The sequence below is a fragment of the Bifidobacterium sp. LH_730 genome, assembly GCF_056355835.1.
In genome coordinates, this window is record NZ_JBKETB010000001.1 from 182588 (window position 1) to 208477 (window position 25890).

At 64.4% G+C, this 25890-nt stretch carries 26 protein-coding genes; 2 read left to right on the top strand and 24 right to left on the bottom strand.

Going from position 1 to position 25890, the window contains the following annotated elements:
- Position 1 precedes the first annotated feature (1 nt).
- The 18 genes from AC1AUD_RS00975 to pyrH form a co-directional block, all read right to left on the bottom strand.
- Positions 2-832 carry a DUF881 domain-containing protein gene (locus AC1AUD_RS00975; protein ID WP_476571751.1) on the bottom strand — a complete coding sequence of 277 codons (831 nt, stop codon included), beginning with the start codon at positions 830-832 and terminating at the stop codon, positions 2-4.
- A gap of 93 nt (positions 833-925) precedes the next feature.
- Complete coding sequence (locus AC1AUD_RS00980; RefSeq protein WP_476571238.1) at positions 926-1258, bottom strand: small basic family protein; 333 nt, start codon at positions 1256-1258, stop codon at positions 926-928.
- The gene (locus tag AC1AUD_RS00985) at positions 1259-2233 is read right to left on the bottom strand and encodes a DUF881 domain-containing protein (RefSeq protein WP_476571240.1); all 975 of its coding nucleotides are present in this window, start codon (positions 2231-2233) and stop codon (positions 1259-1261) included.
- On the bottom strand, positions 2230-2853 hold the full coding sequence (locus AC1AUD_RS00990; RefSeq protein ID WP_476571242.1) for a CDP-alcohol phosphatidyltransferase family protein: 624 nt from the start codon (positions 2851-2853) through the stop codon (positions 2230-2232). Before AC1AUD_RS00990 ends, AC1AUD_RS00985 begins: the two co-directional genes overlap by 4 nt.
- Before the next feature lie 40 nt (positions 2854-2893).
- Positions 2894-3745, bottom strand: coding sequence for an ATP phosphoribosyltransferase (hisG, locus tag AC1AUD_RS00995; RefSeq protein WP_476571244.1), 852 nt, complete (start codon positions 3743-3745; stop codon positions 2894-2896).
- Positions 3746-3851: 106 nt separating this feature from the next.
- Positions 3852-4115, bottom strand: a complete 264-nt coding sequence (locus tag AC1AUD_RS01000) for a phosphoribosyl-ATP diphosphatase (protein ID WP_003826436.1) — start codon at positions 4113-4115, stop codon at positions 3852-3854.
- Between the two features lie 75 nt (positions 4116-4190).
- Positions 4191-4859, bottom strand: coding sequence for a ribulose-phosphate 3-epimerase (gene rpe / locus AC1AUD_RS01005; protein ID WP_476571247.1), 669 nt, complete (start codon positions 4857-4859; stop codon positions 4191-4193).
- Positions 4860-4931: 72 nt separating this feature from the next.
- Complete coding sequence (gene lgt / locus AC1AUD_RS01010; protein WP_476571249.1) at positions 4932-5867, bottom strand: prolipoprotein diacylglyceryl transferase; 936 nt, start codon at positions 5865-5867, stop codon at positions 4932-4934.
- A 9-nt stretch (positions 5868-5876) separates the two neighbouring features.
- A complete protein-coding gene (gene trpA, locus AC1AUD_RS01015) occupies positions 5877-6746 on the bottom strand; it encodes a tryptophan synthase subunit alpha (protein ID WP_476571251.1) in 870 nt (289 codons plus the stop codon).
- Positions 6747-6779: 33 nt separating this feature from the next.
- The gene (locus tag AC1AUD_RS01020; protein ID WP_476571253.1) at positions 6780-8870 is read right to left on the bottom strand and encodes a bifunctional indole-3-glycerol phosphate synthase/tryptophan synthase subunit beta; all 2091 of its coding nucleotides are present in this window, start codon (positions 8868-8870) and stop codon (positions 6780-6782) included.
- Positions 8871-9024: 154 nt separating this feature from the next.
- Positions 9025-13512: an immunoglobulin-like domain-containing protein gene (locus tag AC1AUD_RS01025; RefSeq protein WP_476571255.1), complete on the bottom strand. Its 4488-nt coding sequence runs from the start codon at positions 13510-13512 to the stop codon at positions 9025-9027.
- Positions 13513-13777: 265 nt separating this feature from the next.
- Complete coding sequence (gene trpE, locus AC1AUD_RS01030) at positions 13778-15337, bottom strand: anthranilate synthase component I (protein ID WP_476571257.1); 1560 nt, start codon at positions 15335-15337, stop codon at positions 13778-13780.
- A gap of 46 nt (positions 15338-15383) precedes the next feature.
- On the bottom strand, positions 15384-15767 hold the full coding sequence (gene hisI, locus AC1AUD_RS01035; RefSeq protein ID WP_476571259.1) for a phosphoribosyl-AMP cyclohydrolase: 384 nt from the start codon (positions 15765-15767) through the stop codon (positions 15384-15386).
- 21 nt (positions 15768-15788) lie between these two features.
- Positions 15789-16559, bottom strand: coding sequence for an imidazole glycerol phosphate synthase subunit HisF (gene hisF / locus AC1AUD_RS01040; RefSeq protein WP_476571753.1), 771 nt, complete (start codon positions 16557-16559; stop codon positions 15789-15791).
- Positions 16560-16716: 157 nt separating this feature from the next.
- Positions 16717-17913, bottom strand: coding sequence for a dual-specificity RNA methyltransferase RlmN (gene rlmN / locus AC1AUD_RS01045; RefSeq protein WP_476571261.1), 1197 nt, complete (start codon positions 17911-17913; stop codon positions 16717-16719).
- Between the two features lie 15 nt (positions 17914-17928).
- Positions 17929-18915: a phosphatidate cytidylyltransferase gene (locus AC1AUD_RS01050; RefSeq protein ID WP_476571263.1), complete on the bottom strand. Its 987-nt coding sequence runs from the start codon at positions 18913-18915 to the stop codon at positions 17929-17931.
- Positions 18916-19039: 124 nt separating this feature from the next.
- A complete protein-coding gene (gene frr, locus AC1AUD_RS01055) occupies positions 19040-19594 on the bottom strand; it encodes a ribosome recycling factor (RefSeq protein WP_476571265.1) in 555 nt (184 codons plus the stop codon).
- Positions 19595-19673: 79 nt separating this feature from the next.
- Positions 19674-20423, bottom strand: a complete 750-nt coding sequence (gene pyrH, locus AC1AUD_RS01060; protein WP_476571267.1) for a UMP kinase — start codon at positions 20421-20423, stop codon at positions 19674-19676.
- A 197-nt stretch (positions 20424-20620) separates the two neighbouring features.
- On the opposite strand from pyrH, the gene AC1AUD_RS01065 reads away from it, so the two are divergent.
- A complete protein-coding gene (locus tag AC1AUD_RS01065; protein ID WP_476571269.1) occupies positions 20621-21307 on the top strand; it encodes a nitroreductase family protein in 687 nt (228 codons plus the stop codon).
- Between the two features lie 98 nt (positions 21308-21405).
- Here the strand turns inward: AC1AUD_RS01065 and AC1AUD_RS01070 are convergent, their stop codons facing one another.
- The 3 genes from AC1AUD_RS01070 to AC1AUD_RS01080 are packed head-to-tail and all read right to left on the bottom strand — an operon-like array spanning position 21406 to position 22919.
- The gene (locus AC1AUD_RS01070; RefSeq protein WP_476571271.1) at positions 21406-22011 is read right to left on the bottom strand and encodes a pyridoxamine 5'-phosphate oxidase family protein; all 606 of its coding nucleotides are present in this window, start codon (positions 22009-22011) and stop codon (positions 21406-21408) included.
- Between the two features lie 33 nt (positions 22012-22044).
- On the bottom strand, positions 22045-22554 hold the full coding sequence (locus AC1AUD_RS01075; RefSeq protein WP_476571273.1) for a YbaK/EbsC family protein: 510 nt from the start codon (positions 22552-22554) through the stop codon (positions 22045-22047).
- Complete coding sequence (locus AC1AUD_RS01080) at positions 22551-22919, bottom strand: DMT family transporter (protein ID WP_476571276.1); 369 nt, start codon at positions 22917-22919, stop codon at positions 22551-22553. Before AC1AUD_RS01080 ends, AC1AUD_RS01075 begins: the two co-directional genes overlap by 4 nt.
- A gap of 138 nt (positions 22920-23057) precedes the next feature.
- Between AC1AUD_RS01080 and AC1AUD_RS01085 the strand changes: the two genes are divergently transcribed.
- On the top strand, positions 23058-23315 hold the full coding sequence (locus AC1AUD_RS01085) for a hypothetical protein (RefSeq protein WP_476571278.1): 258 nt from the start codon (positions 23058-23060) through the stop codon (positions 23313-23315).
- A 90-nt stretch (positions 23316-23405) separates the two neighbouring features.
- Here AC1AUD_RS01085 and tsf read toward each other — a convergent pair whose 3' ends face one another.
- From tsf to AC1AUD_RS01100, 3 genes are all read right to left on the bottom strand, one after another.
- Positions 23406-24257, bottom strand: coding sequence for a translation elongation factor Ts (gene tsf, locus AC1AUD_RS01090; RefSeq protein ID WP_476571280.1), 852 nt, complete (start codon positions 24255-24257; stop codon positions 23406-23408).
- An 84-nt stretch (positions 24258-24341) separates the two neighbouring features.
- Positions 24342-25163, bottom strand: a complete 822-nt coding sequence (gene rpsB, locus AC1AUD_RS01095) for a 30S ribosomal protein S2 (protein WP_476571282.1) — start codon at positions 25161-25163, stop codon at positions 24342-24344.
- A gap of 238 nt (positions 25164-25401) precedes the next feature.
- The gene (locus tag AC1AUD_RS01100; RefSeq protein WP_476571284.1) at positions 25402-25887 is read right to left on the bottom strand and encodes a peptide deformylase; all 486 of its coding nucleotides are present in this window, start codon (positions 25885-25887) and stop codon (positions 25402-25404) included.
- Positions 25888-25890 lie beyond the last annotated feature (3 nt).

Below are 25890 nucleotides of genomic sequence, written 5' to 3' on the forward strand. Positions count from 1 at the left end.
GCTATTGTACCGTCCTTGCGTATTGATATTGCGAAGCATCGCTGGTTTCATCGATGACGACCTCGTCCATGGCCTCGATGTCGACGCTGGCGCCGAATTTGACCTTGAGGCGCGAACCGACGCCACCGGCCAGATTGACGGCGTTGGACAGGTTCTGCTGGTCGCCGATGGCCTTGACGACATAGGGCGCGCGCAGCTCGATGCCGTCGGACACGAGTCCGCCCTCGGCGTCGGCCACGTAGGTGCGGGCGGTGACGCGCACGGTGTTGAGCGCGATGACCTCGGCGCCGGCGTTGCGCAGCTCCTCGATGAGGTTGAACATCGTCGTCGCGTCGATGCGTTCCTTCGTGCCACGGCCGATGCGTATGACGATGCCCTCGCCCTTGGCCGGAAGTCTGCCGGAGAGGATGCCGCTGGTCTCTTCGTTCTGCCTGGCGATTTTGCGCGCGGCCTCGTTCTTGTCCGCCTCGTTCTTCAGCGTGTTGAGCTGCTGGGTCAGTTCGCTTTTGCGCTGTTCGAGGTTGCCGATCTGCGTGCTGGTCTCGCCGATGAGCCGGTTGAGTTCGTCCTCGCTCATCGTCTCGTAGGTCGAGGTGGGGTTGTTGATCTGCGACATATAGCCGAAGCCGAGCAACGCGCACAGCAGCGCGACAAGCACACTGGAGACCAGACGCGCACGCGTGGCGTTCGCGTTGAGGTCCCGCTTGGCGGCCCTGGCCTTGCCGCCGTCCTTGGATCCCCTGGCTTTGCTTGGTGTCCTCCGGCGCACACGCGGGAAGGACCCCGTCTCCATCCGGTCGTTGCGACGGTCGGTCTGCCGCCGCTCGCGCATGCGGGTGACCGTGTCCTCCTTGCCGTCGGCCCGGCCCGCGGGGCTGCCGGCGTCCCCGGTTCCTTCGATGTCCTCGATATCCTCGACCATGGCCTAGCCTCGGAAGATGAAGCGTCGGATGGCCGACACGTTGGAGAAGATACGGATGCCGAGCACGACGATGACGGCCGTCTGCAGCTGGGAGCCCACGCCCAGCTGGTTGCCGAGGAAGACCAGCAGGGTCGCGGTCACGACGTTGGCTACGAAGGAGATGACGAAGACCCGGTCATGGAAGGAGCGTTCGAAATACGCCCGGGCGGCGCCGAGCAGCGCATCGAGGGCGGCGATGACCATGATCGGCAGATACGGCTGGATCACGACCGGGATGTCCGGCCGCACGAACACGCCGATCACCACACCGATGATCAGTCCGAGCACCGCTGCCATCTAGTTCCTCCTCGCATACGTCAGTTCTCCGGTGACCGCAGCTCCCAGTGTAATCGCATTCGACTTCGATATCTGGGGAAAAATGCCGGCCTCTTTATAGGAATCGTACAAGCCCGGCAGAGACTCGGATCCCATGGCGCGCGCCAGTCCGTCCTTGTCGCCGATCGCCTCGATCGCATACGGGCTGGTGACGGCGGAGACGCCGACCAGAATCGACGAACCGGCGGCGCGGATGGAGGTCTGCACGCCCAGACGATGCCCGTTGATGGCGATGGCCTCGGCGCCGGCGCCCCACATCAGGGACACCAACTGCTGCAGATCGGCGTCGGTGATGACGCGGATGCGTTCGGTGCCAGCGCCGTCGCGCGGCAACGACCCCTCCTTGTCGCCGGTGGCGATCGGGTCCGCGACCGTCAGGACGATGCCCTCCCCTTTCACGGGAAGCATGCCATTGGTCATTTCGTCGGCGAGCTGCGTGTCGCTGAGCGCGGTGCCGGCATGCCGCTGGGATTGCCGCTCGACCTTCCCTCGCAGTGTCTCGACCTCGCGGCTGAGATCATCGAGCTTGGCGCTCTGCGACTCCAGGTCGGAGGCAAGGCTGGTGCGCACGGCCTTGCGGGGGTCGGCGTGCAAACGCTGGACGAACAGACTGCCGGCGAATCCCACGGCGATGCACAGCACGAAGACAACGGCCCGCGTGACCCATATGTCAAGGGCGGAACGTGGCTTGGCCGCCAATTTGGAATCGCCGAACATCGGATCGACCGACAGATTCGTCAGATCATCGATCAGGCGCAACGAGGCGTCGCGGCGCACACGCCGGCGCCGGCTCTCCTCCCCCAGCGACAATGTCGGCGGAGCGGCATGATGCGAGGCCAGGGCGGCGAAATCCCGGGAGAAGGCCGTGCGCGGACGCCGCGGCGGCTGGCCGGCGATTGGATACGAAGCGGGCGCCCTGCCCCCGTCGCCGCTCATGCGCGCGCCTTGCCGCCGTGCCCCAGCTCCTCGCGCAGCACGGTCACGCCCTGACGGAAGTAGATGTATCCGGCCATCCAATACAGGAACACGCCCCAGATGCCGGCGGCGAGGGCCGCCAGATGCAGCAGCGCGAAGAAGGAGCCCGTGCCCAGGTCGGCGACGATCAGCGCGACGATGGACATCATCAGCAGCGCCGTGCCGGCCTTGCCGACGAAATGGACCGGCAGGGGGCCGTAACCGTACTGGGCGAGCCAGAGCACCTGCACGGCCATGAACAGGTCGCGCAGCCCGATGATGATGATCATCCACCACGGGATGATGCCGCTGATGCCAAGGGCCACGACCGAGCACAGGATGAGCAGTCGGTCGGCGATCGGGTCGAGCAGCTGGCCGATCTTGGAGACCTGATTGAGCTTGCGGGCCAGGATGCCGTCAAGCCCATCGGAGATGGAGCCGATGGCGAAGACGATGAGCGCAGGCACCATCTGATGCCGCGTGACGAGCCATGCGACGATCGGGATGGAAAGGATGCGCAGCACACTGATGAGATTGGGGACGGTCAGATAGACGTCCCGTGCCTCGGGGCTGTAGCTCGCGTTCTCGTTGTGTTCGCTCATCGTGTCCGATTGTACCCGACGTGTCGTGTTCGCCGGCGGCTCACATGCGGGAGGCCTGCAGCGCCGTGACGATGATGCCGCGTGCGCCGACCTCGTAGAGACGGTCCATGAGCTGGTTGACCTTCGCACGGGGCACCATGACGCGCACGGCGGCCCACTGCTTGTCGTGCAGCGGCGAGATCGTGGGGCTTTCGAAGCCGGGGGTCACGGCCACGGCGGCGGAGACCTTCTCGACCGGAATGTCGTAGTCCATGAGCACGTAGCGCTGGGCCGTAAGCACGCCTTCAAGACGGCGCGAGAGAATCGTCAGGCGCGGATCGCTTTCCTCAAGGCGCGGCGAGCGGATCAGGCAGGCCTCGGAATGCATGATCGGATCGGCGAAGATGCGCAGACCGGCGTTCTTCAGCGTCGTGCCGGTGGAGACCACGTCGGCGATCAAGTCGGCGACGCCCAGCTGCACGGAGGATTCGACCGCGCCGTCCAGATGGATCGTCTCGGCCTGGATGCCGCGCTCGACCAGGTAATCGTGCACAAGCTTGTCGAAGGAGGTGGCCACGCGCTTGCCGTCGATGTCCTTGAGCTCGCTGATCGGCGAGTCGTTGGGCGCGGCGAAACGGAAGGTGGAGGCTCCGAAGCCAAGCGGCATATGCTCGAGCGCCTCGGTGCCGGAGTTCTTCAGCAAATCCTGTCCGGTGATGCCCACATCGATGGTGCCGCGGCCGACGTAGACCGCGATATCCAGCGGGCGCAGGTAGAACAACTCAACGTCGTTGTCGGGATCCTCGACGACGAGCTGGCGCGGATTGGTGCGCAGACGATAGCCCGCCTCGGCGAGCATGTTCCACGCGGGTTCGGACAGCATGCCCTTGTTGGGCACGGCGATTCTCAACATAACAGTGTTCCCCCGGTATGCGTGTTTTTCGGATGCATGGCATCCGCACGCCGGCGATCCACGGGAATCGTCCCGCGGGGCCGGACGCACGGATATCGCGCATGCCTCACAGATGCTTGTAGACGTCCTCGAGCGTCAAGCCGTGCTTGATCATCATGACCTGCACATGGTAGAGCAGCTGGCTCATCTCCTCGGCGGTGCGGTCGGCGCCCTCGTATTCGGCGGCGATCCACGTCTCGGAGGCCTCCTCGACGATCTTCTTGCCGATGAAATGCGTGCCCTTGTCCAGCTCGTCGACGGTCAGCGAGCCTTCGGGGCGGGTCTTCGCCTTTTCGCTCAGCTCGGCGAACAGCGATTCGAAAGTCTTCATATTCCTTGCGGTTTCCTTTTCCTCATATCCGCCTTACGTTGCGGCGCAGCGTAAGGCGGCGTTCCATGTCGAGATTCAGTCGCGGTATGCCGCGGCGGCCTTCTCACGGATCGAATCGATGGCCTCGGCGCGGTCCTCGGCGCCATAGACCGCGGAGCCGGCGACGAGCACGTCGGCGCCAGCCTCGGCCACGATATGCGCGGTCTTCGGGCTCACGCCGCCGTCGACCTGGATCTTCGTGGACAGTCCGCGGCGCGTGATCTCGTCGCGCAGACGACGCACCTTGGCCATCTGGTTGTCGAGGAACTTCTGGCCGCCGAAGCCGGGCTCGACGGTCATCACGAGGATCATGTCGAATTCGTCGAGGATGTCGAAGATCGGTTCGACGGGCTCGGCCGGACGCACGGCGAAGCAGGCCTTGCATCCCATCTCGCGCAGCTGGCGGGCCAGGCGCACGGGCGCATGCGTGGCGCCCATATGGAAGGAGACGGAGGAGGCACCGAGCTTGGCGTACTCCGGGGCCCAACGGTCCGGGTCCTCGATCATCAGGTGCACATCGACCGGCAGGTCGGTCACCTCGCAGATGCGCTTGACGATCGGCTCGCCGAGCGTCAGGTTCGGCACGAAATGATGGTCCATCACATCGACGTGCACGAGGTCGGCATGGTCGATGGCCTTGAGGTCGCGTTCGAGATTGCAGAAGTCGGCGGACAGGATGCTGGGGGCGATTTCAATCTTCTTCATGGTTTCCTACTCTAACCTTTCCTTGGTATATTCGGCCGGCGACAGGCCGGGCGTTCACCGTGCGTTCGCCGCTTATTTGCCGCGCCTGGCCCGGGCCTGCTCCTCCTCCTGACGGGCGCGCTCGAGCTCGTCGGCGCTCACGGCGGTCAGCAGGCGCGACAGGTCGGCGGTGCTGCGACCCCGCTTCCAGAGGGCGACGAAGAGGACGGCGCCCAGAGCCATGACGATGACGGCGGTCCACACATTCGTCCGCACGCCGAGGATCACGGTCGAATAGTTGATGCGCATGTTCTCGATCCACGTGCGCCCGAGGCCGTACCACATCAGGTAGAGCGCGAACTGCTGGCCTGCCTTGAGCGTGGTGGCGAGGCGATGGCCGAGCCAGACGATCGCGGCGGCTCCCACAAGATTCCACAGGCCCTCGTAGAGGAAGGTCGGGTGGAACAGCGTGTCCGCGCCGTCGGGGCATGCGGTGCCCTGATAGCAGACCTCGGTTTTGCCGATGGTGTCGGCGTCGTTGAGCTTCAAACCCCAGGGCAGCGTGGTCGGCTTGCCGTAGAGCTCCTGGTTGAACCAGTTGCCGAGGCGTCCGATGGCCTGCGCGACCATGAGGCCGGGCGCAAGGCAGTCGGCGAACATGGCGAAGGGGTAGTGCTTGTGACGGCACCACAGGAAGGCGACGAGCGCGCCGACGCCCACGCCGCCGAAGATGGCCATGCCGCCTTCCCACACCTTGAAGATGTTCGTCAGGTCGCCGGTGGGCGGGAAGTACTGCTCGGGCGTGGTGATGCAGTGATACAGGCGCGCGCCGACGAGCGCGCACGGCACCGTCACCAGCGTCGTGTCGAGCACCTGGTCGAAGGTGCCGCCGACGCGCTTCCAGCGGACCGTCAGGATCCACACGGCGAAGCAGATGCCGATGAGTATGCAGATCGCATACATGTGGATTGTCACCGGTCCGATATGGAACTGGGAGAACGTCGGCGAAGGGATATATGCGAGGTTCATACCGGTATCCTAGCGTGCGTTGCGCACGCCGGCGGCGAGTTCGTCGCACTTGGCGGCGAGCAGGGCGAGGCCTTCCTTGGGGTCGCGGGCGGTGCGGTCGTCGTCGTTGAGCAGCGTGTGGACGAGGGCGGAGCCGACGATCACGCCATCGGCGTAGGAGGCGACCTTCGCGGCCTGCTCGGCGGTGGACACGCCGATGCCGACGCATACGTTCCTCGCGCCGGCCTTGCGTGTGCGCGCGACCAGAGCCTCCGGGGAGGAGGAGAGCGTGTCGCGCTCGCCGGTGACACCCATGCGGCTGGCGGCGTAGACGAAGCCGCGCGCGTTGCTGGCGACGACGGCGAGGCGTTCGTCGGCGGAATCCGGGGAGACCAGGAAGATGCGGTCGAGCCCGTGGCGGTCGGAGGCCTCGATCCATTCGCCGGCCTCGTCGGGAATCAGGTCGGGGGTGATGAGGCCCGCGCCGCCGGCGTTCTCGAAGTCTCGGGCGAAGCGCTCGACGCCATAGTGGTAGACGAGGTTCCAATAGCTCATGACCAAGGGGACGCCGCCGGCTTGGGCGACGGCCTCGACGGCCTCGAAGACACGGGTGATGGTCTCCCCCGCGTTCAGGGCGATCTGGCTGGCGGCCTGAATCACCGGGCCGTCCATGACGGGATCGGAATACGGCAGGCCGATCTCGACGGCGTCGACGCCGTGGTTCACCATCGTGCGCAATGCGTCGACGGAGTGCTCGGGGTCGGGGAAGCCGTAGGGCAGGTAGCCGATGAAGGCGGCGCGGTTCTCGCCGCGCAGACGGTCGAACATCGTCTCGCACTGGCTGGGCTTATGGCTGATGCCCAAGGGCTGGCCGGAGGGGGTGGTTGTTTCGTTGCTCATTGTCTCTCGATTCTTCGCGCGTTACTCGTGTGTTCAGGCGACGTCGGTGCCGTGGGCGCCGGTGACCTCGAGGGCGGCCGCCTGCTCGTCGGTCAGATAGCCGAACCACTTGCCGGCGGTGGCCATGTCCTTGTCGCCGCGGCCGGAGATGTTGACGATCATCACCGGGTGCGTGATGCCCTTGGCCTTGAGATCGGCGGCGGCCTTGTAGGCGCCGGCGACGGCGTGCGAGCTTTCGATGGCGGGGATGATGCCCTCGGTCTGGCTCAGGTCGCGGAAGGCGTTCATCGCCTCCTCGTCGGTGGCCCAGGAGTAGTTGACGCGACCGATTTCCTTGAGCCAGGCGTGCTCGGGGCCGACGGAGGCATAGTCAAGGCCTGCGGAGATCGAATAGGTGTCCTTGGTCTGTCCCTCAGTGGTTTCCAGCAGGTAGCTCTTGGCACCCTGGAACATGCCGAGTTCGCCGGTGCCGGGGGCGAAGCGGATCGCGTGCTCGCCCGACTCGGGGCCGTGGCCGCCGGCCTCGTAGCCGTAGAGGTTGACGCGCTCGTCGTCGAGGAAGGCGTTCATCACGCCGATAGCGTTGGAACCGCCGCCCACGCAGGCGCACACCGCGTCGGGATGGTCGATGCCATACCATTCCTGCAACTGATGCTTGGCCTCGATGCCGATGATCTGTTGGAAATCACGCACCATGGATGGGAAGGGATGGGGGCCCGCGACGGTGCCGAGCAGATAATGCGTGTCCTTGACGTTGGTCACCCAGTCGCGCAGGGCCTCGTTGATCGCGTCCTTGAGGATTCGGTCGCCCAGGGTCACCTCGACGACCTCCGCGCCGAGCATGCGCATGCGGGCGACGTTGAGGGCCTGGCGGCGTGCGTCGATCTGTCCCATGTAGATGCGGCACTTGAGGCCGAGCATCGCGCACACGGTGGCGGTGGCGACGCCATGCTGGCCGGCGCCGGTCTCGGCGATGACGCGGGTCTTGCCCATGCGCTTGACCAGCAGGGCCTGGCCCAGGGCGTTGTTGATCTTGTGCGCGCCGGTGTGGTTGAGGTCCTCGCGCTTCAAGAACACGCGCGGCTCGATGCCGCCGACCTTCTCGGCGATGCGCGCGGCGAAGCGCGGGGCTTCGGTCAGCGGGCTCGGACGGCCCACATAGCGCTCCTGAAGGGTCATGAACTCCTTCTGGAACTCCGGATCCTTCTTGGCTTCGTCGTAGACGCGCTCGAGCTCATCGAGGGCCGTGATCAGCGCCTCGGGCACATAACGGCCGCCGAACTGGCCGAAATACGGGCCTTCATGCTGGCTCAGCGGGGTGGTTTCGGATGCCTTCACTTGTGTTCCTGCCTTCACTAGTCGTTCCACTGCAAGCTTGTGATCGTCGGCGGTGGCCACGCCTTCGCCGACCAGCACCGCGTCGGCTCCGGCACGGGCGTAGTCCTCGACCTCGACGGCGCCGAAGACGCCGGATTCGGCGACCTTGATGACGTCTGCCGGCAAGTTCGCCGCCAGCTCGTTGTATTTGTTCACATCGACCCTCAGGTCCTTGAGGTTGCGGGCGTTGATGCCGATGACCTTCGCCCCGGCCGCCTCGGCGCGTTCGATCTCCTCGCGGGTATGCGTTTCGACGAGAACTGTCATCCCGAGCTCATGCGCGAGGTCGAGCAGATGCCTCAGGCTCGCGTCGTCAAGGGCGGCGACGATGAGCAGGATGAGGTCGGCGCCGTGGGCGCGGGCCTCCCAGACCTGATAGTCGGTGACGATGAAGTCCTTGCGCAGCACCGGGATATGCACGGCGGCCTTCACCTTGTCGAAGTCGTCGAGGCTGCCGAGGAAGCGGCGTCCTTCGGTGAGCACGGAGATTGCGGAGGCTCCGCCAGCCTCGTATTCGCGGGCCAATGCCGCAGGATCGGGGATGTCACTCAGATGTCCCTTGGACGGGCTCGCGCGTTTGATCTCGGCGATGACCGGGATGCCGTCGTCTTGCTTGAGCCATCGGCGGGCGTCGATCGGAGCCGGGGCCGTAGCGGCCTGGGCCTTGAGTTCGTCGAGTGGAATCCGGGCTTCACGCGCCTTGGCGTCCTCAAGCGCCCCGGCGACCAGTTCATCCAAAACGGACATGCTTCCCCTTTGGGTTGAAGAGACTTACCTCGCACAGCCTAGCGCGATGCCGCTCCCCACTGCCGCCCCATTCCACATGCTGTCAAGGTGGCATCTTGCTCCCTCTGACGAGGGAGCACATAGCACAGCGCCAGAGCGCGTGGGCTCCACACGGCTAGCGACGGTGGCGGGACAGGGCGAGCGCCACGCCAGCCACAGCCAGCAGCACCAGCACGCCGGCGACACCGACAATCGCGGCGCCCGTGCGCGCCAAGCCATCCGTTGGCCGCTCCTTCTGGAGGTCGGGCGTCGGCGCGCCCGACTGAGGGGTGTTCTCAGAACCACCCGACTGGCCAGGCCGGGCATCCGGTGTCGGACTCGGCTCGGGAGACGGCTCAGGCTCAGGCTCAGGAGTCGGCTCGGGTTCTGGTTCTGGAGTCGGGTTCGGCTTAGGATCGGGATCGGGGTCAGGAGTCGGCTCGGGGTCGGGGTCAGGACCAGGATCTGGAGTCGGCCCGGGATCAGGAGACGGACCCGGATCCGGAGAAGGACCCGGCTCGGGCTCCTTGGCCTTGACCGTCACGGTCACGGTCTTCGACGCGGTCGCGCCCTGCGAATCCGACACCGTGTAGGTCAAGTGGTACTCGCCCGGCTTGCTCGTATCCACCTCGCCCTCAACCTTGACATTGGCGGTCAGGTCGCCGTCCTCGGCATCCTTGGCCGTCACGCCCGTCTTCGGATCGAACGCGTCGCCCACCGTGATCGTTTGATCCGACGCCGCGATCGACGGCATCTGGTTCAACACCACGGACTGCGGATACACCGTCAACGGGTCGGACGGGGAACCGTCCTCCCAATTGGCCTTATCATTCGCAACAAACCGCGCCTCGAACACATGCGCCTTGGCAGCATCCAACCCCTTGAACTCCGGGGAATCCTGCCACTTATCGCCGCCATCGACGCGATACTGGGTCTTCAAACCGGACGGAGGCTCGATGGTGTTCAACGTCACCGAGTCAGCCGTACGCTCTTTCACCGTCGGCGTCGACGGCTTGCCCGGCGTCGCCTTCGTGATCGACACGGTGCCGGAGACTTCCGTAGCCGCCAGCGTGTACCACGCGGCATCCGCGCCCGACAGCACGATAGTGGATGCCGCGAACGAACGCTTCCCCGCGTTCGCATCGGCCTTGCCATCCGCGCCCACCGCCTCACCGGACACCACGCCCGACACGACGTCCGAGCCAACCACGCCATTGGCCTCAGAAAGCTTCGCCAACGGCACATCCTTGAATACGGCCGTGCCATCATACGTCTTCGACACAGCCGGAGACGTCGTATCCACCGTGGCATGAGTCAGCGCCTTCGCGTTCACCGTCACCTTCACCGGGCCGGACTGGCCGCCATCACGGTCGTTATCGGCGATGAACCGGGCCGTCACCGACAGATTGCGGGACTTGCTCAGCAGCCGCTTCACCTCCGGATTGGTGGTGTCCAGCTCCAAGGTCACCGGCTTGCCATTCTCCGCGGCCTTATGCTCCTTCGACACCGGCGTGTTATCCACATACAACGCCACCTGACCAGACACCGGATCCGCCTTCGCGGCACGGGACTTCCCGGATGCCCCGGTCAGCGTCACCGTCGCTTGGAACGACACCTTATCGCCATACGTCACGGACGTCTGATTGGTGGTCAGCGTCACACCCACCTTGGACTTGACCACATCCAGCCGCAACGGCACCTCGACCGTCGCCGTCTTGTCATTCGCGCCCTTATACGTCACCGTTGCCTTCGCCTCATAGCGACCGGCGGACAGCTCCGCCTTCGGCGACACAGTGAACGACGACCCCTTACCGGAATCAATCGAATTGGCAAGCGAACCACCCAGCGTAAACGCCGAATCGCCGCTCAGCTCGACCTTCACATCCGTGGCGGCCAAATTGCCGGTGTTCTTCACTGTCACCTGCTGACCGGCAGATGCCGCACCCGAGTATACGTATTCAAACGACAGCGAAGACGGGTCAACCTTCAGAGTCGCCGTGCGAGGCACCGTCACCGGATCGGACGGTGCCGACGTTCCAGGTTTCTCAATATCATCATCAGAGCCCTTCACGCGCACCACATACTCAGTGCCCGGCGCAACCGGCGTAGTCTCATCCGCATTCGATGCCACGCCAGCCTTCATTGCGATCCAGGAACTGTCCTGCGATAAATTGGCATTGGCCTTCGCATACTGATACGTCAGCCCGTCCACCGCATCCTTCACCCGCAGCGTCGGCACACCAACGCCGTCATCATTCGGAGCATTCACAGCCTCGACTTCAGGCGCCGCATAATTCGTCGCAACCTCCAACCAGGAAGTCCCACTAGTACCCCACCAATTCTCGTTGCAATCAGGCACGAACTGCGCCTCGAACTCGTACATCGTGGCGGCCTCGAGATTGGCAAACTCCGTAACATCCTGCCAATCGCCTTCATTGACACGGTACTGGGTCTTCAAACCCTTCTGAGTCGTGATGGCATACGACGGTTTGATCTCATTCAACGTCACCGACGTGGCCGTACGCGACGCCATCTCCGGTTTAGACGGATCGTTCGGCTTCGCCTGTTTGATGGTCACCATGCCAGACACCTTTTTGGCATCAGGAGCCTCATACCATCCGGCCTGATCGCCCGAAATCGACACCGCCGTCGCCGTGAACTCATACGTGCCAACATTCTCCGACGCGGCGGTGCCTTCGGCGAACAACTGCACGTCGTCACCTTCCAACACCTCGCCGGGCTTCGGCGACAACGCCACATTGGCACGACCCTTGAACTCCGTCGTGCCGTCATACGACTTCCAGGCCGACTCCGCCACACTCGCGCCCGTCAACCGCTTCCTCGACAGATTCACACTCGGAAACGTGGTCTCGGACGCCTTGACATTGCCGTCGCCACCGAACTTCACCAGCAGATTGCTCGTGCCAACCTTCAGTTGCTTTCCGGAAGTGTTATAGGTCAGCACATACTTGCCGTCGCTATTGGCAGCGACCGGACCCGCCAGCAGCGTCGGGCCGTCGGACTCGTACAGCGACGCCTGATTCGCTCCGGGATCTGCCGTCTCACGGGTCGAAGCACTGGCCTTCGGCGTCACCTCCACCGTGAGCGTGTCGCCATATGTGAAGTCCGTCGACGCTGTATCACCGTTCTTCACCACCACGTTCAATGCGGAATCCGCCTTCGATACCACAAACGTGGACGAATACACCGTGTCAGCGCCGTCCTTGGCGAACTTCAGCCGGTATAAACCAATGTTCTTCGCCTCAGCGGTTCCGTTCCATGTCGTACCATTCTCCAAATACTCCAACGACGGCTCGGTCCAGCCATCGGCGAACGAAGCATCGAATTGCTGGCCGCCACGCTGATATGTAGCGGTGCCCGCGCCCTGCGGAACCTTGGCCTTGTCCAGGATGTCCGACGCATGATCCGAGTCGTCATACGTCCAACCGGCCGGCGTGACGATGTTGTCTTTAGCTGGCGTCACCTGCCACAGGAACTTGCCGTTCCCCGCGAACTTGCCGCCAGCCGAATCATCGATCGCACCGCCAGGCTCGACCACAATCGTGCCCTCATTCGTAATCGTTGTGTTGTGGCCGAGCGTCAACGTCATACCCGACGGCACCGTCAACGTCGTATCCGACGGCACCGTGAACGTCATACCCGCCGGCACAGTGAACGTGCCGCCATACAACGTCAGATTCTTCCCGTCTTCGGCGACAAGGCCTGTCCACTTCGGCTTATTGGCTGTGTTGATGCCACCATTGCTCGTATCGGTGCAGTAGACAATCCCGCCGGTGATGGTCGTCGTAACAGAGGCCCCGTTGCTTCCGGTGCCGATGCCGTTCGCCGTCACCTGCCCGCCGGAAATGGCGATGCTTCCTCCTCTGTGTTGCGCACCAGAGCCGATGCCTTTTCCAGCTCCCGTAGCCGTGACGGTGCCACCGGTGATCGTAATCGTGCCGGCATCGCCATATGCCCCTCCACCGATGGCAGCAGGATCACCATAGTTTGTCGCCGCAGTCGCCGTGACGACGCCTCCACTGATCGTTATCGTTCCACCGGAACCATCCGAACCACCGCCAATACCGGCAGCCCTACTTCCACCATTCGCCGTAATCACACCACCTGCAATCGATATCGTGCCGGCACTTTTACGAGTGCCTCCACCACCAATGCCAGCTTGATTACTCCTACCAGTAGCGGTCAGGCTGCCGCTGCCCTGCGTTTGCCCGTAGATCGACAACACATTGGTATCCTCAACCGTGATGCCCCGCGAAGCGGTCAACGAGGCGCCGTCGGCCAGGATCAGGCTCACCGAACCGGTGACCGTCACGCGACTGGAAATCGTCACATTGCCCTCGACCACATACCAGCCATCGGTCCACGTCGTGCTTGAACCCGTCACCACGGTTGCCTCGGCGCTCTGCTGACTGCCGTTCGCGTCCACATACGGCGTCGTCTTCCTGGCCTGAGCCGCGGCGGCCATCACCGGGGACGCCCCACCGGCAGGGGGCTCCTCCACCGCCACCGCCGTGCCGGGCACCATGCACAGCGACAACAGCGTCGCCGCCGCGGCCACCACGCCCGCGACACCACGCAACACACCCAAACGATCGCCCCTCATAGCCACTCCTTCGCTCAACCCGGCAAACACCAGCCACCCTAGGTCTTTTGCCCCCCCCGCAACTTTGCGGGCGGGTCGGGCCTCGCGGACGCGGAGCTGCGAGGGCCGACAAAGATTCTTCGACTCCGTTCGCTACGCTCACTTCGCTCAGAATGACAAAGAAAGGGAAGCCACCACCGCCAGCGGGGCATTCTCTCCCTCAGTCAGGCTGTCGCCTGACAGCTCCCTCATCAGAGGGAGCAAGGGACGTCAGATAACCCCCCAGTCACAGGGTTCTGAGTTGGGCCGCGATCTGAATGGCCTCGACGCTCGCCTCGGCCTTGTTCCGCGTCTCCTGCCACTCGCTGGCCGGCACGGAATCGAGCACAATGCCCGCGCCCGCCTGCACGCTGGCCTCGTGGTCCCTCAAGAACGCGGTGCGGATGGCGATGGCCATGTCCATGTTCCCGGAGAAATCGAAATATCCGACGGTGCCGCCGTAGATGCCGCGGTCGGCCGGCTCCAGCTCGTCGATGATCTCGACGGCGCGCGGCTTGGGCGCGCCCGACAGCGTTCCCGCGGGGAAGGCGGACTTGAACACGTCGAAAGCGGTCAGCGAAGGGTCCACGACGCCCGTGACCGTCGAGCAGATATGCATGATATGGCTGAAGCGCTTGATATCCATCAGCTGGACGACTTCGACGCTTTCCGGAAGGCACACCTTCGACAGATCGTTGCGCGCCAAATCGACGAGCATGATGTGCTCGGAGCATTCCTTGGGATCGTCGAGCAGCTCGCGCGCCAAACGTTCGTCCTCCTCCGGCGTCTTGCCGCGCGGGCGCGAGCCGGCGATCGGGAAGGTCATCGCATGTCCGTCATCGACCTTGATCAGTGTCTCGGGGCTGGAACCGATGACGTTGAAGTCGCGGCCCTTGGCGTCGGTCAGCGACATGAAATACATGTAGGGACTCGGGTTGAGCGTGCGCAGCACGCGATACACATCGAAGGGATCGGCGGGCGAATCGATGTCAAGACGCTGGGAGATGACGACCTGGAACACGTCGCCATCGATGATATGACGCTTCGCCGCCTCGACCGCCTCCTCGTAATGCGATTTCTCGGTGCGGAACCGCAGCTCGGGCTGCGGCGCGGAGGCGTCGAGCACGCTGACGCGGGCTTCGCCGGGCGTGGGAGTGGCCGCGTCGTGCTGCATCCGGTCGAGGCGCGCGATCGCCTCGTCATAGGCGGCGTCGGCGCGTGTGGGACGGTTGTCGACGTTCACGGCGTTGGCGATCAGCCATACGGAGCCGGAGACATGGTCCACGACGGCGATATCGGTGGCCAGAGCCAGCGTCATCTCGCCTTGTCCGGTCTCGTCGGGGGCCTCGGCCCTCAGGGTCGGTTCCCAGTGGCGGATGGCATCCCATCCGACGGTGCCGACCAGTCCCGAGGTCAGGCTCGGCAGTCCCTTGACGCTCGGTGCCTTGAGCACCTTGAGCGCGGCATGCGCGACCTCAACGACGTCGCCTTCAGTGGGCACACCGGCGGGCACGGTGCCCAGCCAGTCGGCCCGGCCGTGTTCATCGGCACGCAGCTGGGCCATCGAGTTGACGCCGATGAAGCTGTATCGGCTCCACGTTCCGCCGTATTCGGCGGATTCGAGGATGAAAGTGCCGGAGCGGCCTCCGGCCAAGCGCTCATAGAAGCCGACCGGGGTCAGCGAATCTGCGAGCAGGCGGCGCACGATCGGCACGACGCGGTAGCCTTCGTCGGCAAGGTCATGGAACTGTTCGCGACTGGGCCAGGTGCCGCCCCAGTCAAGATGCTCAACGCTGCATTCGCTCATGCGCTTTCTCCTTCACGCTTCTCAAAAAAGTCCTCGCAAGTCCCCGTCATACCTCGGGACGGTGCCCCTCCACCACAGGCAGGGGGCCGCCCTCGAGGAAGCAGGAGCGCTTGCCGGTATGGCATGCGGCTCCCACCTGATCGACCTCGACGAGCAGCGCATCGCCATCGCAATCCAGCGAAACGGCCTTGACGTACTGCGCGTGTCCCGACGTGTCGCCCTTGCGCCAGTATTCCTGACGAGAACGGGACCAGAACGTGACCCGTCCCGTCGTCAGCGTCCGTCGCAATGCCTCGTCGTTCATATAGCCGACCATCAGCACGTCGCGGGTGTCGTATTGCTGGATGACGGCGGCGACCAAACCCTTGTCATCGCGTTTGAGACGGGCCGCAATGCGCGGATCGAGCGTCGTGGAGTTGTCATATTCCATATCCAAGTCCCTTCGTGTCCGTCAGCGGACCGTGTATCCGGCCTTCCTGAGCTCGTCCTTGACCTGACCGATCGTCAGGGTGCCGAAATGGAACACCGACGCGGCCAGCACGGCGTTGGCGCCCGCTTCGATGGCGGGAGGGAAGTCCTCGACCTTGCCGGCTCCGCCCGAGGCGATGATCGGAATCTTCACCTCGCGGCGCACCGCGCGGATCATCTCCAAGTCGAAGCCCTGCTGCGTGCCGTCGGCGTCCATCGAATTGAGCAGGATCTCCCCCGCGCCCAGCTCCTCGGCCCGTTTGACCCACCAGATCGCGTCGATGCCGGTGGATTTGCGCCCGCCCATCGTCGTGACCTCGAAGCCGGAGGCGGTGTGCTGTTCGCCGCGTTCGCGTCGTGCGTCGACCGATAGCACCAGCACCTGATTGCCGAAGCGGTCGGCGACGCGGCTGATCAGCGTGGGATCGTTGATGGCCGCCGTGTTGACGCCCACCTTGTCCGCGCCGCAGCGCAACAGGGAATCGACGTCCTCGGGGCTGCGCACGCCGCCGCCGACGGTCAGGGGGATGAACACCTGCTCGGCCGTGCGGCTGACCACGTCGATCATCGTGCCACGTCGCGAGCTGGAAGCGGTCACGTCGAGGAAGGTGAGTTCGTCGGCACCTTGGCGGTAATACTCGGCGGCAAGTTCGACCGGATCGCCGGCATCCCTCAGATTCTCGAAATGCACGCCCTTGACGACGCGGCCGGCGTCGACGTCCAGACATGGGATGACTCGCACCGCCAACGTCATATCCACTCCCCTGCTAGGTTCGTTCATCATGTTTCGTTCGCCCGACCGGGCTCACGCATCGGCTCCCCAGCCTACCGACTTTCCGTTACAAGCACGCGCCGCGTCCGCATAGGGGACGCGGCTAGGACTCCGGACACAGCCCACGCATGGGCGCAGTTCAGCGTGCGGCGGCGTTGGCCGCGTTGGCTTCCTTGGTCTTGGCGGCGAGCTGGCCGCAGGCGCCGTCGATGTCCTGACCCCGGGTGTCGCGCAGTGTGGCAGTGATGCCGGCGTCATGCAGGATCTCGAGGAAACGTCGCTCGTCCTCGGGCTTGGAGGCGGTCCAGCGGGAGCCCTCGATGGGATTGAGCGGAATCGGGTTGACATGGGCCCAATTGTCGCCGTAGTGGTTGAGCCGCTTGGCGAGTTGGCGGGCGTGCTCGGCCTGGTCGTTGATGCCGCGCATCAGGGCGTATTCGATGGAGACACGGCGCTTGGAGGCGAGCCAATAGTCGTGCGCCGCATCGAGCAATTGGGCGATGTTGAAGCGCTGGTTCATCGGCACGAGCTCATCGCGAAGTTCGTCGTTCGGAGCGTGCAGCGAAACGGCCAGACGCACCGGCAGTCCCTCGGCGGCAAGCTTGCGGATGCCGGGGACGACGCCGACGGTCGAGACGGTGATATTGCGCGCCGAGATGCCGAAGCCCTCCGGCGGCATCGAGGAGATCTGCCGCACGGCGGAAAGCACGGAGCGATAGTTGCCCATGGGCTCGCCCATGCCCATGAACACGACGTTGGACAGGCGACCCGGGCCGCCGGCGACCTCGCCATCGCGCATCATACGCGCCGCGACGCGCACCTGCTCGACGATCTCGCCCGCGGACATATTGCGCGTCAAGCCAAGCTTGCCGGTGGCGCAGAACGGGCAACCCATGCCGCAGCCGACCTGCGAGGAGATGCACAGCGTGGTCCGGGTCGGATAGCGCATCAGCACCGATTCGATATGGGAACCGTCGAAGAGCCGCCACAGCGTCTTGACGGTGGTTCCCTCGTCGGCGATCTGACGGGTGACCTCGTGGATGAGCTCGGGGAAGAACGCCTCGGCCGCCTTGTCGCGGGCGGAGGCGGGGAAATCGGTGAACTGCGCGGCATCGGTGTCGAAGTGCGCGTAATAGTGGTTCGCCAGCTGCTTGACGCGGAACTTAGGCAGGCCGAGCTCCTTCGCCTTCTCGATACGCTCGGCGTCGGTCATATCGGCGAAATGCAGCGGCGGCTTGCCGCGACGGGTATGGTCGCGGGACAGCACGTCGCGGAAGGCGCCCGAGGTGCCGCCTTCAGTGATGCCGGTTTCAGGTGCGTCATCATGCGTCGTCATGCGTTTTCCTCCCTGTCACAGACCGGTCGCCCACAGCAGCACGCAGACGAAGGGCGCGCACATGAGGATAGAATCGACGCGGTCCAGCACGCCGCCATGCCCCTTGAGCAGATGCCCCATGTCCTTGATGCCGATGTCGCGCTTGAGCATCGAAGCGCACAGGTCGCCGAAGGTGCCGACGACGCCGACGAGCACGCCCATGACGACCGGCACCCACCAACGGGACGCCCACAGTGAGGCGTCGTAGGTGCATGCGAAGACGGCGAAGGCACCGACCATCGCGAACAGAATCGAACCGCCCAATCCCTCGACCGATTTCTTGGGAGAGATGCGCGGGGACAGCTTGTGCTTGCCGAGCCATGCGCCGAAGAACAGGCCTCCGGTGTCCGATAGGGCGGGCAGGAACACCAGGCAGATCGCATGCGCGACCGGATGCCCGCCGAAGGTCAGCGGAAGGATCAGGCACGAGGCGAGCAGCGGGACGTAGAGCACGGTGAGGATGGAGACAGCCACATGGCTCAGCCGGCTATGGTGCTGTTCGCCGCCGTCGTGGTTGAACGAGGATTCGGTGCGCGCCTTGGCGTCGGATGCAGACAGTTTGCCGGCGACGGCCAGCGACAGACGGTTGCCGAAGCTCAGCTTGGCGGTGGCCGCCAACGCGACGAGAAACAATGATGCCATGACGCACAATGCCATCGTGGCGAGGTGATATGGCGAGTAATACGTCGCGAACAGGGTGACCGCCGAGCATATCCACAGCATCAGCACGGGGATATGCAGTCCGACGGTGGCGAAGTCGACGCGCAGCTCCCATAGTCCCAGCAGCATGAATACGACGACCAGCGCGACGAACAGGTCGATGCGTATCAGCAGGCAGGCGAGGATGACGGCGATGAGCACGACGGCCGTGCCGATGGCCTGCGGCATATTCCGCCCGGTTTTCTTGTTGATGCTGTCGATGGCCTCCTCGGCCCCGTCGTGCAACTGCTCGCTGCGATCCATCGTTCCTCTTCCGTCGCTCTTTTCCGAGTCGAAAACATATCGGGGCCCTGCGACGCATCCGTGTGCCGGTCAGCCGCAAAGCCCCGTGGTGACGGGCTCGTGAAAGGGAGCCCCGCAATCCGTCTCAGACGGACATGATCTCCTGCTGCTTGGCTTCGAGCAGGGTGTCGATCTCGTCGGTGATGGTCTTGGTGACCTTGTCGAGCTCCTTGAGCAGACGATCGCCGTCGTCCTCGCCCATATCGCCGTCCTTGACGGACTTGTCGATGCCTTCCTTGGTCTTGCGGCGGATGTTGCGCACCGCCACCTTGCCGTCCTCGGCGCGTTCCTTGGCGAGCTTGACGTATTCCTTGCGACGTTCCTCGGTGAGCTCCGGCATGGTAAGGCGGATCACGTTGCCGTCACGACGTGGGGAGGCGCCGAGATCGGAATCGCGCAGGGCCTTCTCCACGGCGTTCGCCTGAGATGCGTCGAAGGGGGTGACGGACAGGGTGCGCGGCTCAGGCACGCCGATGGTGGCGACGGCCTTCAGCGGGGTCGGCGCGCCGTAGTAGTCCACGACGATGCCGTTGAGCAGCGCCGGGTTGGCGCGGCCGGTGCGGATGCCGGCGAAGTTCTCCTTGGTGTTCTCGACGGTCTTGGTCATCTGTTCCTTGGCCTGGTCGACGACGGTTGCCATATGTGCTCCTTCTTCGGGGATGTGGTTATGTGATGGGTTAAGTGTTGGGTTGGATTATGCAGGCCTATCCGCGCCGCGTTCAGCTGGCGACGCGGGAGTCGGCGGTGGACACCAGCGTGCCGATCTCGTCGCCGATGAGGGCGCGGGTCACGTTGCCCTTCCCCTCGAGGCCGAAGACGCGGATGCGCTTCTTGTTGTCGCGTGCCATCGACAGGGCCGAGGCGTCCATGACGGCAAGGTTGTCGACAAGCGCGCGGTTGTAGCTCAGGGTTTCGAAGCGCTTGGCCTCGGGATCCTTGCGGGGGTCGGCGGTGTAGACGCCGTCGACGCCGTTCTTGCCCATGAGCACTTCCTCGCAATGGATTTCGAGGGAACGCTGGATGGACACGGTGTCGGTGGAGAAATACGGCATGCCGGCGCCGGCGCCGAAGATCACGACGCGTCCCTTCTCAAGGTGGCGGATGGCCTTCAGCGGGATATAGGGCTCGGCGACCTGCCCCATCGTGATGGCGGTCTGCACGCGGGTGGCCTGTCCCTCCTGCTCGAGGAAATCCTGCAGGGCCAGGCAGTTCATCACGGTGCCGAGCATGCCCATATAGTCGCCGCGGGAGCGGTCGATGCCCGCCTGCTGCAGTTCGGCGCCGCGGAAGAAGTTGCCGCCGCCGACCACGATGGCGACCTGGACCCCCTGCTTGACGGCCGGGACGATCTCCTCGGCGATGCGACGCACCACCGTGGTGTCGATGCCGACGGCACCGCCGCCGAACGCCTCGCCCGAAAGCTTGAGCAGCACCCTGCGGGGGCTGTCGCCTGCGTCTTCGCCAGTCATTCGTTGCCTTTCTCCAAAAGGGCGGAAATTACCGATTTCCAAGCATATCCGCAATTCGCGACGCCTCCGGTTGCGACGCGCGGTCAGTCTTGATTCGAGCGTATGCCGACGGGTTGTCCCCTTCTGACGGATACCAACGCGTATCATGCGATATTGGATTGTTCGCAAGGCAAAAGGACGGGGATATGACGCCGGTTATGAGCGTTGAGGAGGCGGTGCGCGCACGGCATGCGGTGCGTATGCACACAGGCGAGTCGATCACGGCCGAGCAGGCCGAGGATCTGCGCGACGCCGTGGACCGTTGCCGTCTCCAAGGCCATCTCGACATGCGGCTTGTGCTTGACGACGCCGATGGATTCGCCGCGTTCCGCACGCATTATGGAGCCTTCCGCGGCGTGCGCGATTATGTCGCGCTCTTCCCGGATGACGCGCCCGATTGGGATGAACGATGCGGATATTTCGGCATGCAGGTGATGCTGCGTGCCACGCAGCTGGGACTGGACACCTGCTGGGCGCGCGTCGATGGTTTGGCCGGCGAAGCCGCCGGCAACGACACGGACGACGCCATGACTCCCCTACCTCGGTATGTGATCGCGCTTGGCCATGGCGCCAGACCGGGCCGCCCGCATCGTTCCAAGCCTTTTGAACAAATCGCTTCGACCGCCACCAAGGAGCCGGTTCCAGAATGGTTCCGCAGGGGCATCGAGACGGTGATGTTCGCGCCGTCCGCCTTGGGGCGTCAGGAATTCACCTTCCGCTTGGAAGCCGATGGTCGCACGGTGACGGCCCGCGCATTGCCTGGCCCGTGCCCCGGAGTGGATCTGGGCGTGGCGAAGCTGCATTTCGAGATCGGCGCCGGCGATGCCGATTTCACATGGGCCTGAGCGACGCCCGGTTACGCAAGCTCCAGCCGATATCCGGCCACCACGGTATCTCGTCAGTCGTCGACGGTGCGACACCGTCCTAAGGTCACTCGCCGCGACTATTCCATGGGTGTTTCCGAACGCATGTGGACAGGCGAAGGCTTGGGACGCACCTTGCAGGTCAGATGGTCGACGGCGACCTTCCAGATGGCGACGGCGCGCACCTGCGCATCGGTGAACTCCGCGTGATCGATATGCGCGGCATGCGCCATCAACAAGGCCAATGCCTTGCATCGTGTTTCAAGGTCGTCATCGTCCACAAGCGATGCGACACCGGTGCCGGCCACGGAGGCGAAGGCCTCGCCCCAGTTGCACAACGTCCGTCCCTCGGTCACCTCGCAGTCGGTTTCCATCGCGAAGGCCACGGGAAGGGCGTTGCCGGCGGCGCGCATCGCATCCATCTTGCGTCCGCGCGGCGCGGAATGGAACCATAGCGTGAGTGCTCTGGTCTCAGCGTCATATTCATATGCGAGGTTGAGCGGCACGACGGCCAGCCCCTCCGCGTCCTCATAGGCGACGTGCACGATGTCACAGCGCGCGATGATCTCGCCGATGCGCGCCGCATCCGTCACCTCCCGGTCGGCCCTCCGCATCGCGCGGTGATGTCCCGCCTCCGTGTGCTCATGCTCGCGTCGCGCAGGCTTGGCATTGTGTTCAAACCGCATCTATGGATCCCCTCGTTAGATCGTCCTTCCGCATCATTGCACAGTGTGCAGAGGAAGGAATCGACAGAGCGGGTCAATGGCTTTGGCGACACGCGGCAGCGAAACAGCTTCGAATAACAAAGTGCGCGTGTTGCCTCCGTCGTGGAAGCCGATGTCGCCTTCGAATCCAGGGATGCGCTCGTCGATAATGACACGCACGTCGCTGGCATGATCGTTATCGTACAAATCGAACAGGGAAGCCGAACCCGGTTCCGATCCAAGCGTCGTATGCATTGTCTCGGCATTGGCAAAGCTCAGTCGCGTCGAGCCGACGCAGCGCGCCACTGCCTTGAGGTCCACGCGCCCCTCTCCCGCTGCAACAGCCAGAAACAAATCGTCATGGGTGTTGCGCAATAGCAGACATTTGACCAGATGCTCCACCGGCACTCCCAGTTGCGCGACGACGCCGGCATCGATGCCTTCGGCAATGGTGAAAATCGGAGGATGCTCCACCACGACGTGCTTGATGCCAAGACCGTCCAACAGATGTTCCGCCGCGCTCATGCCGCCGCTCCCAGCGTCGTGGCCCATTGCAGCACGGCGATGCCGACGATGATGATCGCCATGCCGACGAACATCTGCCAATTGAGCACGTCTCGAAACAGGAAATGCGCGAGGATCGCGGTGACGACGATGCCCACGCATGACCAGACGCCATAGGCCAGCGCGACCGGCATGCCGCGTTTGAGCGTCTGGGACAGCAGCCAGAAGCACAGGCAATAGCCCGCCACGACCAGCGGCGCCCACGCGAGTTTGGTGAAGCCCTCCGAGGCTCTGAGCGATAACGTCGCGACGATCTCGCATCCAATCGCACCGAATAACAGCAACCATGTGACGAGCATCGGATTCATGGCATCGGCCTTTCTCATGTCATCGGACCTTTCACCTTGCGTGCGCTCCGTCCCACACGCTATCCATCCGCCCGGACCGCGAAATCAATACGTCCCGTAACCCTCAGTGGGATAAGGGTGCTCGCATGCATCCGTGCGCAACGAAGGGAGTCCACGATGATTGATGACAACGACACGATCCACGTCGACGACGACGCGACGGAGGCGACGAACGAGGCCCAGGACACGCAGCCGTTGGAACCCGACGATGTGCTTGACGCGGCGCAACGCATCGTGCGCGGCGACCGCAAGGCCATCATCGGCGCCGCGCTCGCGTTGGGCATCTATGCCGTGGTCATAACGGCGAGCTGCATCGGCCGGTATTTCGCGACCAAGTGCGCGGTCAAGGCGGCTCTGCGCGAAATGCGTCGCTGACCGCCGCGTCGAAACAGCGATACGGCAAGGGCCCGCGGTTCCAGATGGAACACGCGGGCCCTTGCGTTGGACTCAGAGCGAGCTAAATGCTCACGCCTCCTCGCCCTTGCCGACCTCGACGCGGGCGAAGGCGAGGGCCTTGCCGCCCACTTCCTCGAAGAGCTTGCCGACGGTCTTGGAGCCATCCTTGACATACGGCTGCTCAAGGAGGACGACCTCCTTGAAGAAGGCGTTGAGACGACCTTCGACGATCTTGGGGACGATCTTCTCGGGCTTGCCCTCGGCGAGGGACTTCTCGGTGGCGACGCGACGCTCGGACTCGACCACATCGGCCGGAACGTCCTCACGGGTCAGCCACTTGGCGCCCATCGCGGAGATCTGCAGCGCGGCCTCGTGCGCGACGGAGGCGCCGGCCTTGTCGGTGGCGATCATCGCGACGATGCTCGGCGGCATCTCGGCGGACTTCTTGTGGGCGTAGATCTCGACGTGCTCGCCGGAGACCTTCGCGACCTGACCGACCTTGATGTGCTCGCCGAAGGTGGAGGATTCCTCCTTGATGAACTCCTCGACGGTGCCATCCGCGGCGGCGGCCGCGTTCACGGCCTCGGCGGTGGAGGCGTCGGCGGCCACGGCGTAGCCGAGCACGGTGTCGGCGAACTCGACGAACTTCGGGGTCTTGGCCACGAAGTCGGTCTCGGAGTTCACCTCGATCGCATAGCCGGTCTGGCCGGCGGCGGAATCGACGACCTTGGAGGCGATGGTGCCTTCCTGGGCCTTGCGGCCCTCGCGCTTGCCGGCGGCGGCGATGCCCTTGGCGCGGATGATCTCCTTCGCGCGGGCCACGTCGCCTTCGGCCTCGGTCAGGGCCTTCTTGACGTCGAGCATGCCGGCGCCGGTGTCCTCGCGCACCTGCTTGATCAAAGCGGCGGTAATAGCTGCCATGTTGTTCTCCCTACTTATGTAAGCGTGCATTGCGCGTCGTGTCTGTGGAACGCACTCGCGCCCGTCCCACAGACACGACGATGATCACTCGGCCTTGGGGGCCTCGGCGGAGGCCGGAGCCTCGGCAGGCTGCTCGCCCTGGTTCTCCAGGAGCTCCTTCTCCCAAGCGGCCATCGGCTGCTCGGCGGTCTCGCCCTCGGCCTTGGCGGCCTTGGCGCCACGGGCCAGCAGACCGTCGGCGACGGCGTCGGCCATGAGGCTGGTCAGCAGCTCGATGCCACGGATCGCGTCGTCGTTGGCCGGGATCGGGTAATCCACGGACTCCGGGTCGGTGTTGGTGTCGACGATGGCGACGACCGGAATGCCCAGCTTGTGGGCCTCCTCGACGGCCAGCGCCTCCTTGTTGATGTCCACGACGAACATCGCGGAGGGGGTGCGGGACATGTTGCGGATGCCGCCCAGCTGCTTGTTCAGCTTGTCCTTCTCGCGCTCGAGGAGCAGCAGCTCCTTCTTGGTCAGGCCGGAGCCACGCACGTCGGAGAAGTCCATCTCCTCGAGCTCCTTGAGGCGGCTCACGCGCTTGGAGACGGTCTGGAAGTTGGTCAGCATGCCGCCGAGCCAGCGCTCGGACACATAGGGCATGTTCACGCGGGTGGCCTGCGCGGAAACGGCCTCCTGGGCCTGCTTCTTGGTGCCGACGAAGAGCACGGTGCCGTTGTGGGCGACGGTGGTCTTGATGAAGTCGTACGCCTTGTCGATCATGTCGAGCGACTTGAACAGGTTGATGATGTGAATGCCGTTGCGGGAGGTGAGGATGTACTGCTTCATCTTCGGGTTCCAACGGCGGGTCTGATGGCCGAAGTGGAGGCCGGCCTTCAGCATGTCGCTCATATTGATCTGAGCCATGGTAATGCTACCTTTCATTGTCGGTTCTTGCCTGGTCATGCGCACCTGCGTGCAACGGATCCGAGGACCCGCCGACCGACACAGGCCGTCGCTGGCATGACGCGATATGCATGCGTGCCGGTTGACAATATCGGTTGGCCCGTAACGCCTGCGACTGCGTTCGTGACCGGGGTGGCACACACGAAGCGAAAGGATACACGGCGGAGGGGACGTGAGACGGCGCCGATGTCGCGCGGAATCACCGCCGGGCCGCGCGCAGCATGCGCATGGCGGCGCGACGCTCCTCCTTCTCGAGGCGGTCGAGATAGACATGGCCGTCGAGGTGGTCGGTCTCGTGCTGCAGCATGCGCCCGAAGATGCCGCGGCCCTCGAGGACGACGGTTTTGCCGTCGAGGTCGATGCCGCGCACACGCGCATAGTCGGCGCGGCGGGTCTTGTACCACAGGCCGGGCACGGACAGGCAGCCCTCGTCGCCATATTGTTCGCCGCTGGTTTCCTCGAGGACGGGGTTGAGCACGTAGCCGATCTTGCCGTCGATGTTGTAGGAGAAGGCCCTGAGGCTCACGCCGATCTGATTGGCGGACAGGCCCGCGCGCCCCGGATCGTCGACGGTTTCGAGCAAATCGTCGACCAGACGGCGCACGGCCGGGGTGATCTCCTTGATCTCGTCGCAGGGCGTGCGCAGCACGGGGTCGGGCACGACTCGGATCTCACGGTTCGCCACGGT

Coding starts and splice junctions, on each gene's coding strand:
- AC1AUD_RS00975 (WP_476571751.1), bottom strand. CDS start 832: ATGCGCGAGCGGCGGCAGACCGACCGTCGCAACGACCGGATGGAGACG.
- AC1AUD_RS00980 (WP_476571238.1), bottom strand. CDS start 1,258: ATGGCAGCGGTGCTCGGACTGATCATCGGTGTGGTGATCGGCGTGTTC.
- AC1AUD_RS00985 (WP_476571240.1), bottom strand. CDS start 2,233: ATGAGCGGCGACGGGGGCAGGGCGCCCGCTTCGTATCCAATCGCCGGC.
- AC1AUD_RS00990 (WP_476571242.1), bottom strand. CDS start 2,853: ATGAGCGAACACAACGAGAACGCGAGCTACAGCCCCGAGGCACGGGAC.
- hisG (WP_476571244.1), bottom strand. CDS start 3,745: ATGTTGAGAATCGCCGTGCCCAACAAGGGCATGCTGTCCGAACCCGCG.
- AC1AUD_RS01000 (WP_003826436.1), bottom strand. CDS start 4,115: ATGAAGACTTTCGAATCGCTGTTCGCCGAGCTGAGCGAAAAGGCGAAG.
- rpe (WP_476571247.1), bottom strand. CDS start 4,859: ATGAAGAAGATTGAAATCGCCCCCAGCATCCTGTCCGCCGACTTCTGC.
- lgt (WP_476571249.1), bottom strand. CDS start 5,867: ATGAACCTCGCATATATCCCTTCGCCGACGTTCTCCCAGTTCCATATC.
- trpA (WP_476571251.1), bottom strand. CDS start 6,746: ATGAGCAACGAAACAACCACCCCCTCCGGCCAGCCCTTGGGCATCAGC.
- AC1AUD_RS01020 (WP_476571253.1), bottom strand. CDS start 8,870: ATGTCCGTTTTGGATGAACTGGTCGCCGGGGCGCTTGAGGACGCCAAG.
- AC1AUD_RS01025 (WP_476571255.1), bottom strand. CDS start 13,512: ATGAGGGGCGATCGTTTGGGTGTGTTGCGTGGTGTCGCGGGCGTGGTG.
- trpE (WP_476571257.1), bottom strand. CDS start 15,337: ATGAGCGAATGCAGCGTTGAGCATCTTGACTGGGGCGGCACCTGGCCC.
- hisI (WP_476571259.1), bottom strand. CDS start 15,767: ATGGAATATGACAACTCCACGACGCTCGATCCGCGCATTGCGGCCCGT.
- hisF (WP_476571753.1), bottom strand. CDS start 16,559: ATGACGTTGGCGGTGCGAGTCATCCCATGTCTGGACGTCGACGCCGGC.
- rlmN (WP_476571261.1), bottom strand. CDS start 17,913: ATGACGACGCATGATGACGCACCTGAAACCGGCATCACTGAAGGCGGC.
- AC1AUD_RS01050 (WP_476571263.1), bottom strand. CDS start 18,915: ATGGATCGCAGCGAGCAGTTGCACGACGGGGCCGAGGAGGCCATCGAC.
- frr (WP_476571265.1), bottom strand. CDS start 19,594: ATGGCAACCGTCGTCGACCAGGCCAAGGAACAGATGACCAAGACCGTC.
- pyrH (WP_476571267.1), bottom strand. CDS start 20,423: ATGACTGGCGAAGACGCAGGCGACAGCCCCCGCAGGGTGCTGCTCAAG.
- AC1AUD_RS01065 (WP_476571269.1), top strand. CDS start 20,621: ATGAGCGTTGAGGAGGCGGTGCGCGCACGGCATGCGGTGCGTATGCAC.
- AC1AUD_RS01070 (WP_476571271.1), bottom strand. CDS start 22,011: ATGCGGTTTGAACACAATGCCAAGCCTGCGCGACGCGAGCATGAGCAC.
- AC1AUD_RS01075 (WP_476571273.1), bottom strand. CDS start 22,554: ATGAGCGCGGCGGAACATCTGTTGGACGGTCTTGGCATCAAGCACGTC.
- AC1AUD_RS01080 (WP_476571276.1), bottom strand. CDS start 22,919: ATGAGAAAGGCCGATGCCATGAATCCGATGCTCGTCACATGGTTGCTG.
- AC1AUD_RS01085 (WP_476571278.1), top strand. CDS start 23,058: ATGATTGATGACAACGACACGATCCACGTCGACGACGACGCGACGGAG.
- tsf (WP_476571280.1), bottom strand. CDS start 24,257: ATGGCAGCTATTACCGCCGCTTTGATCAAGCAGGTGCGCGAGGACACC.
- rpsB (WP_476571282.1), bottom strand. CDS start 25,163: ATGGCTCAGATCAATATGAGCGACATGCTGAAGGCCGGCCTCCACTTC.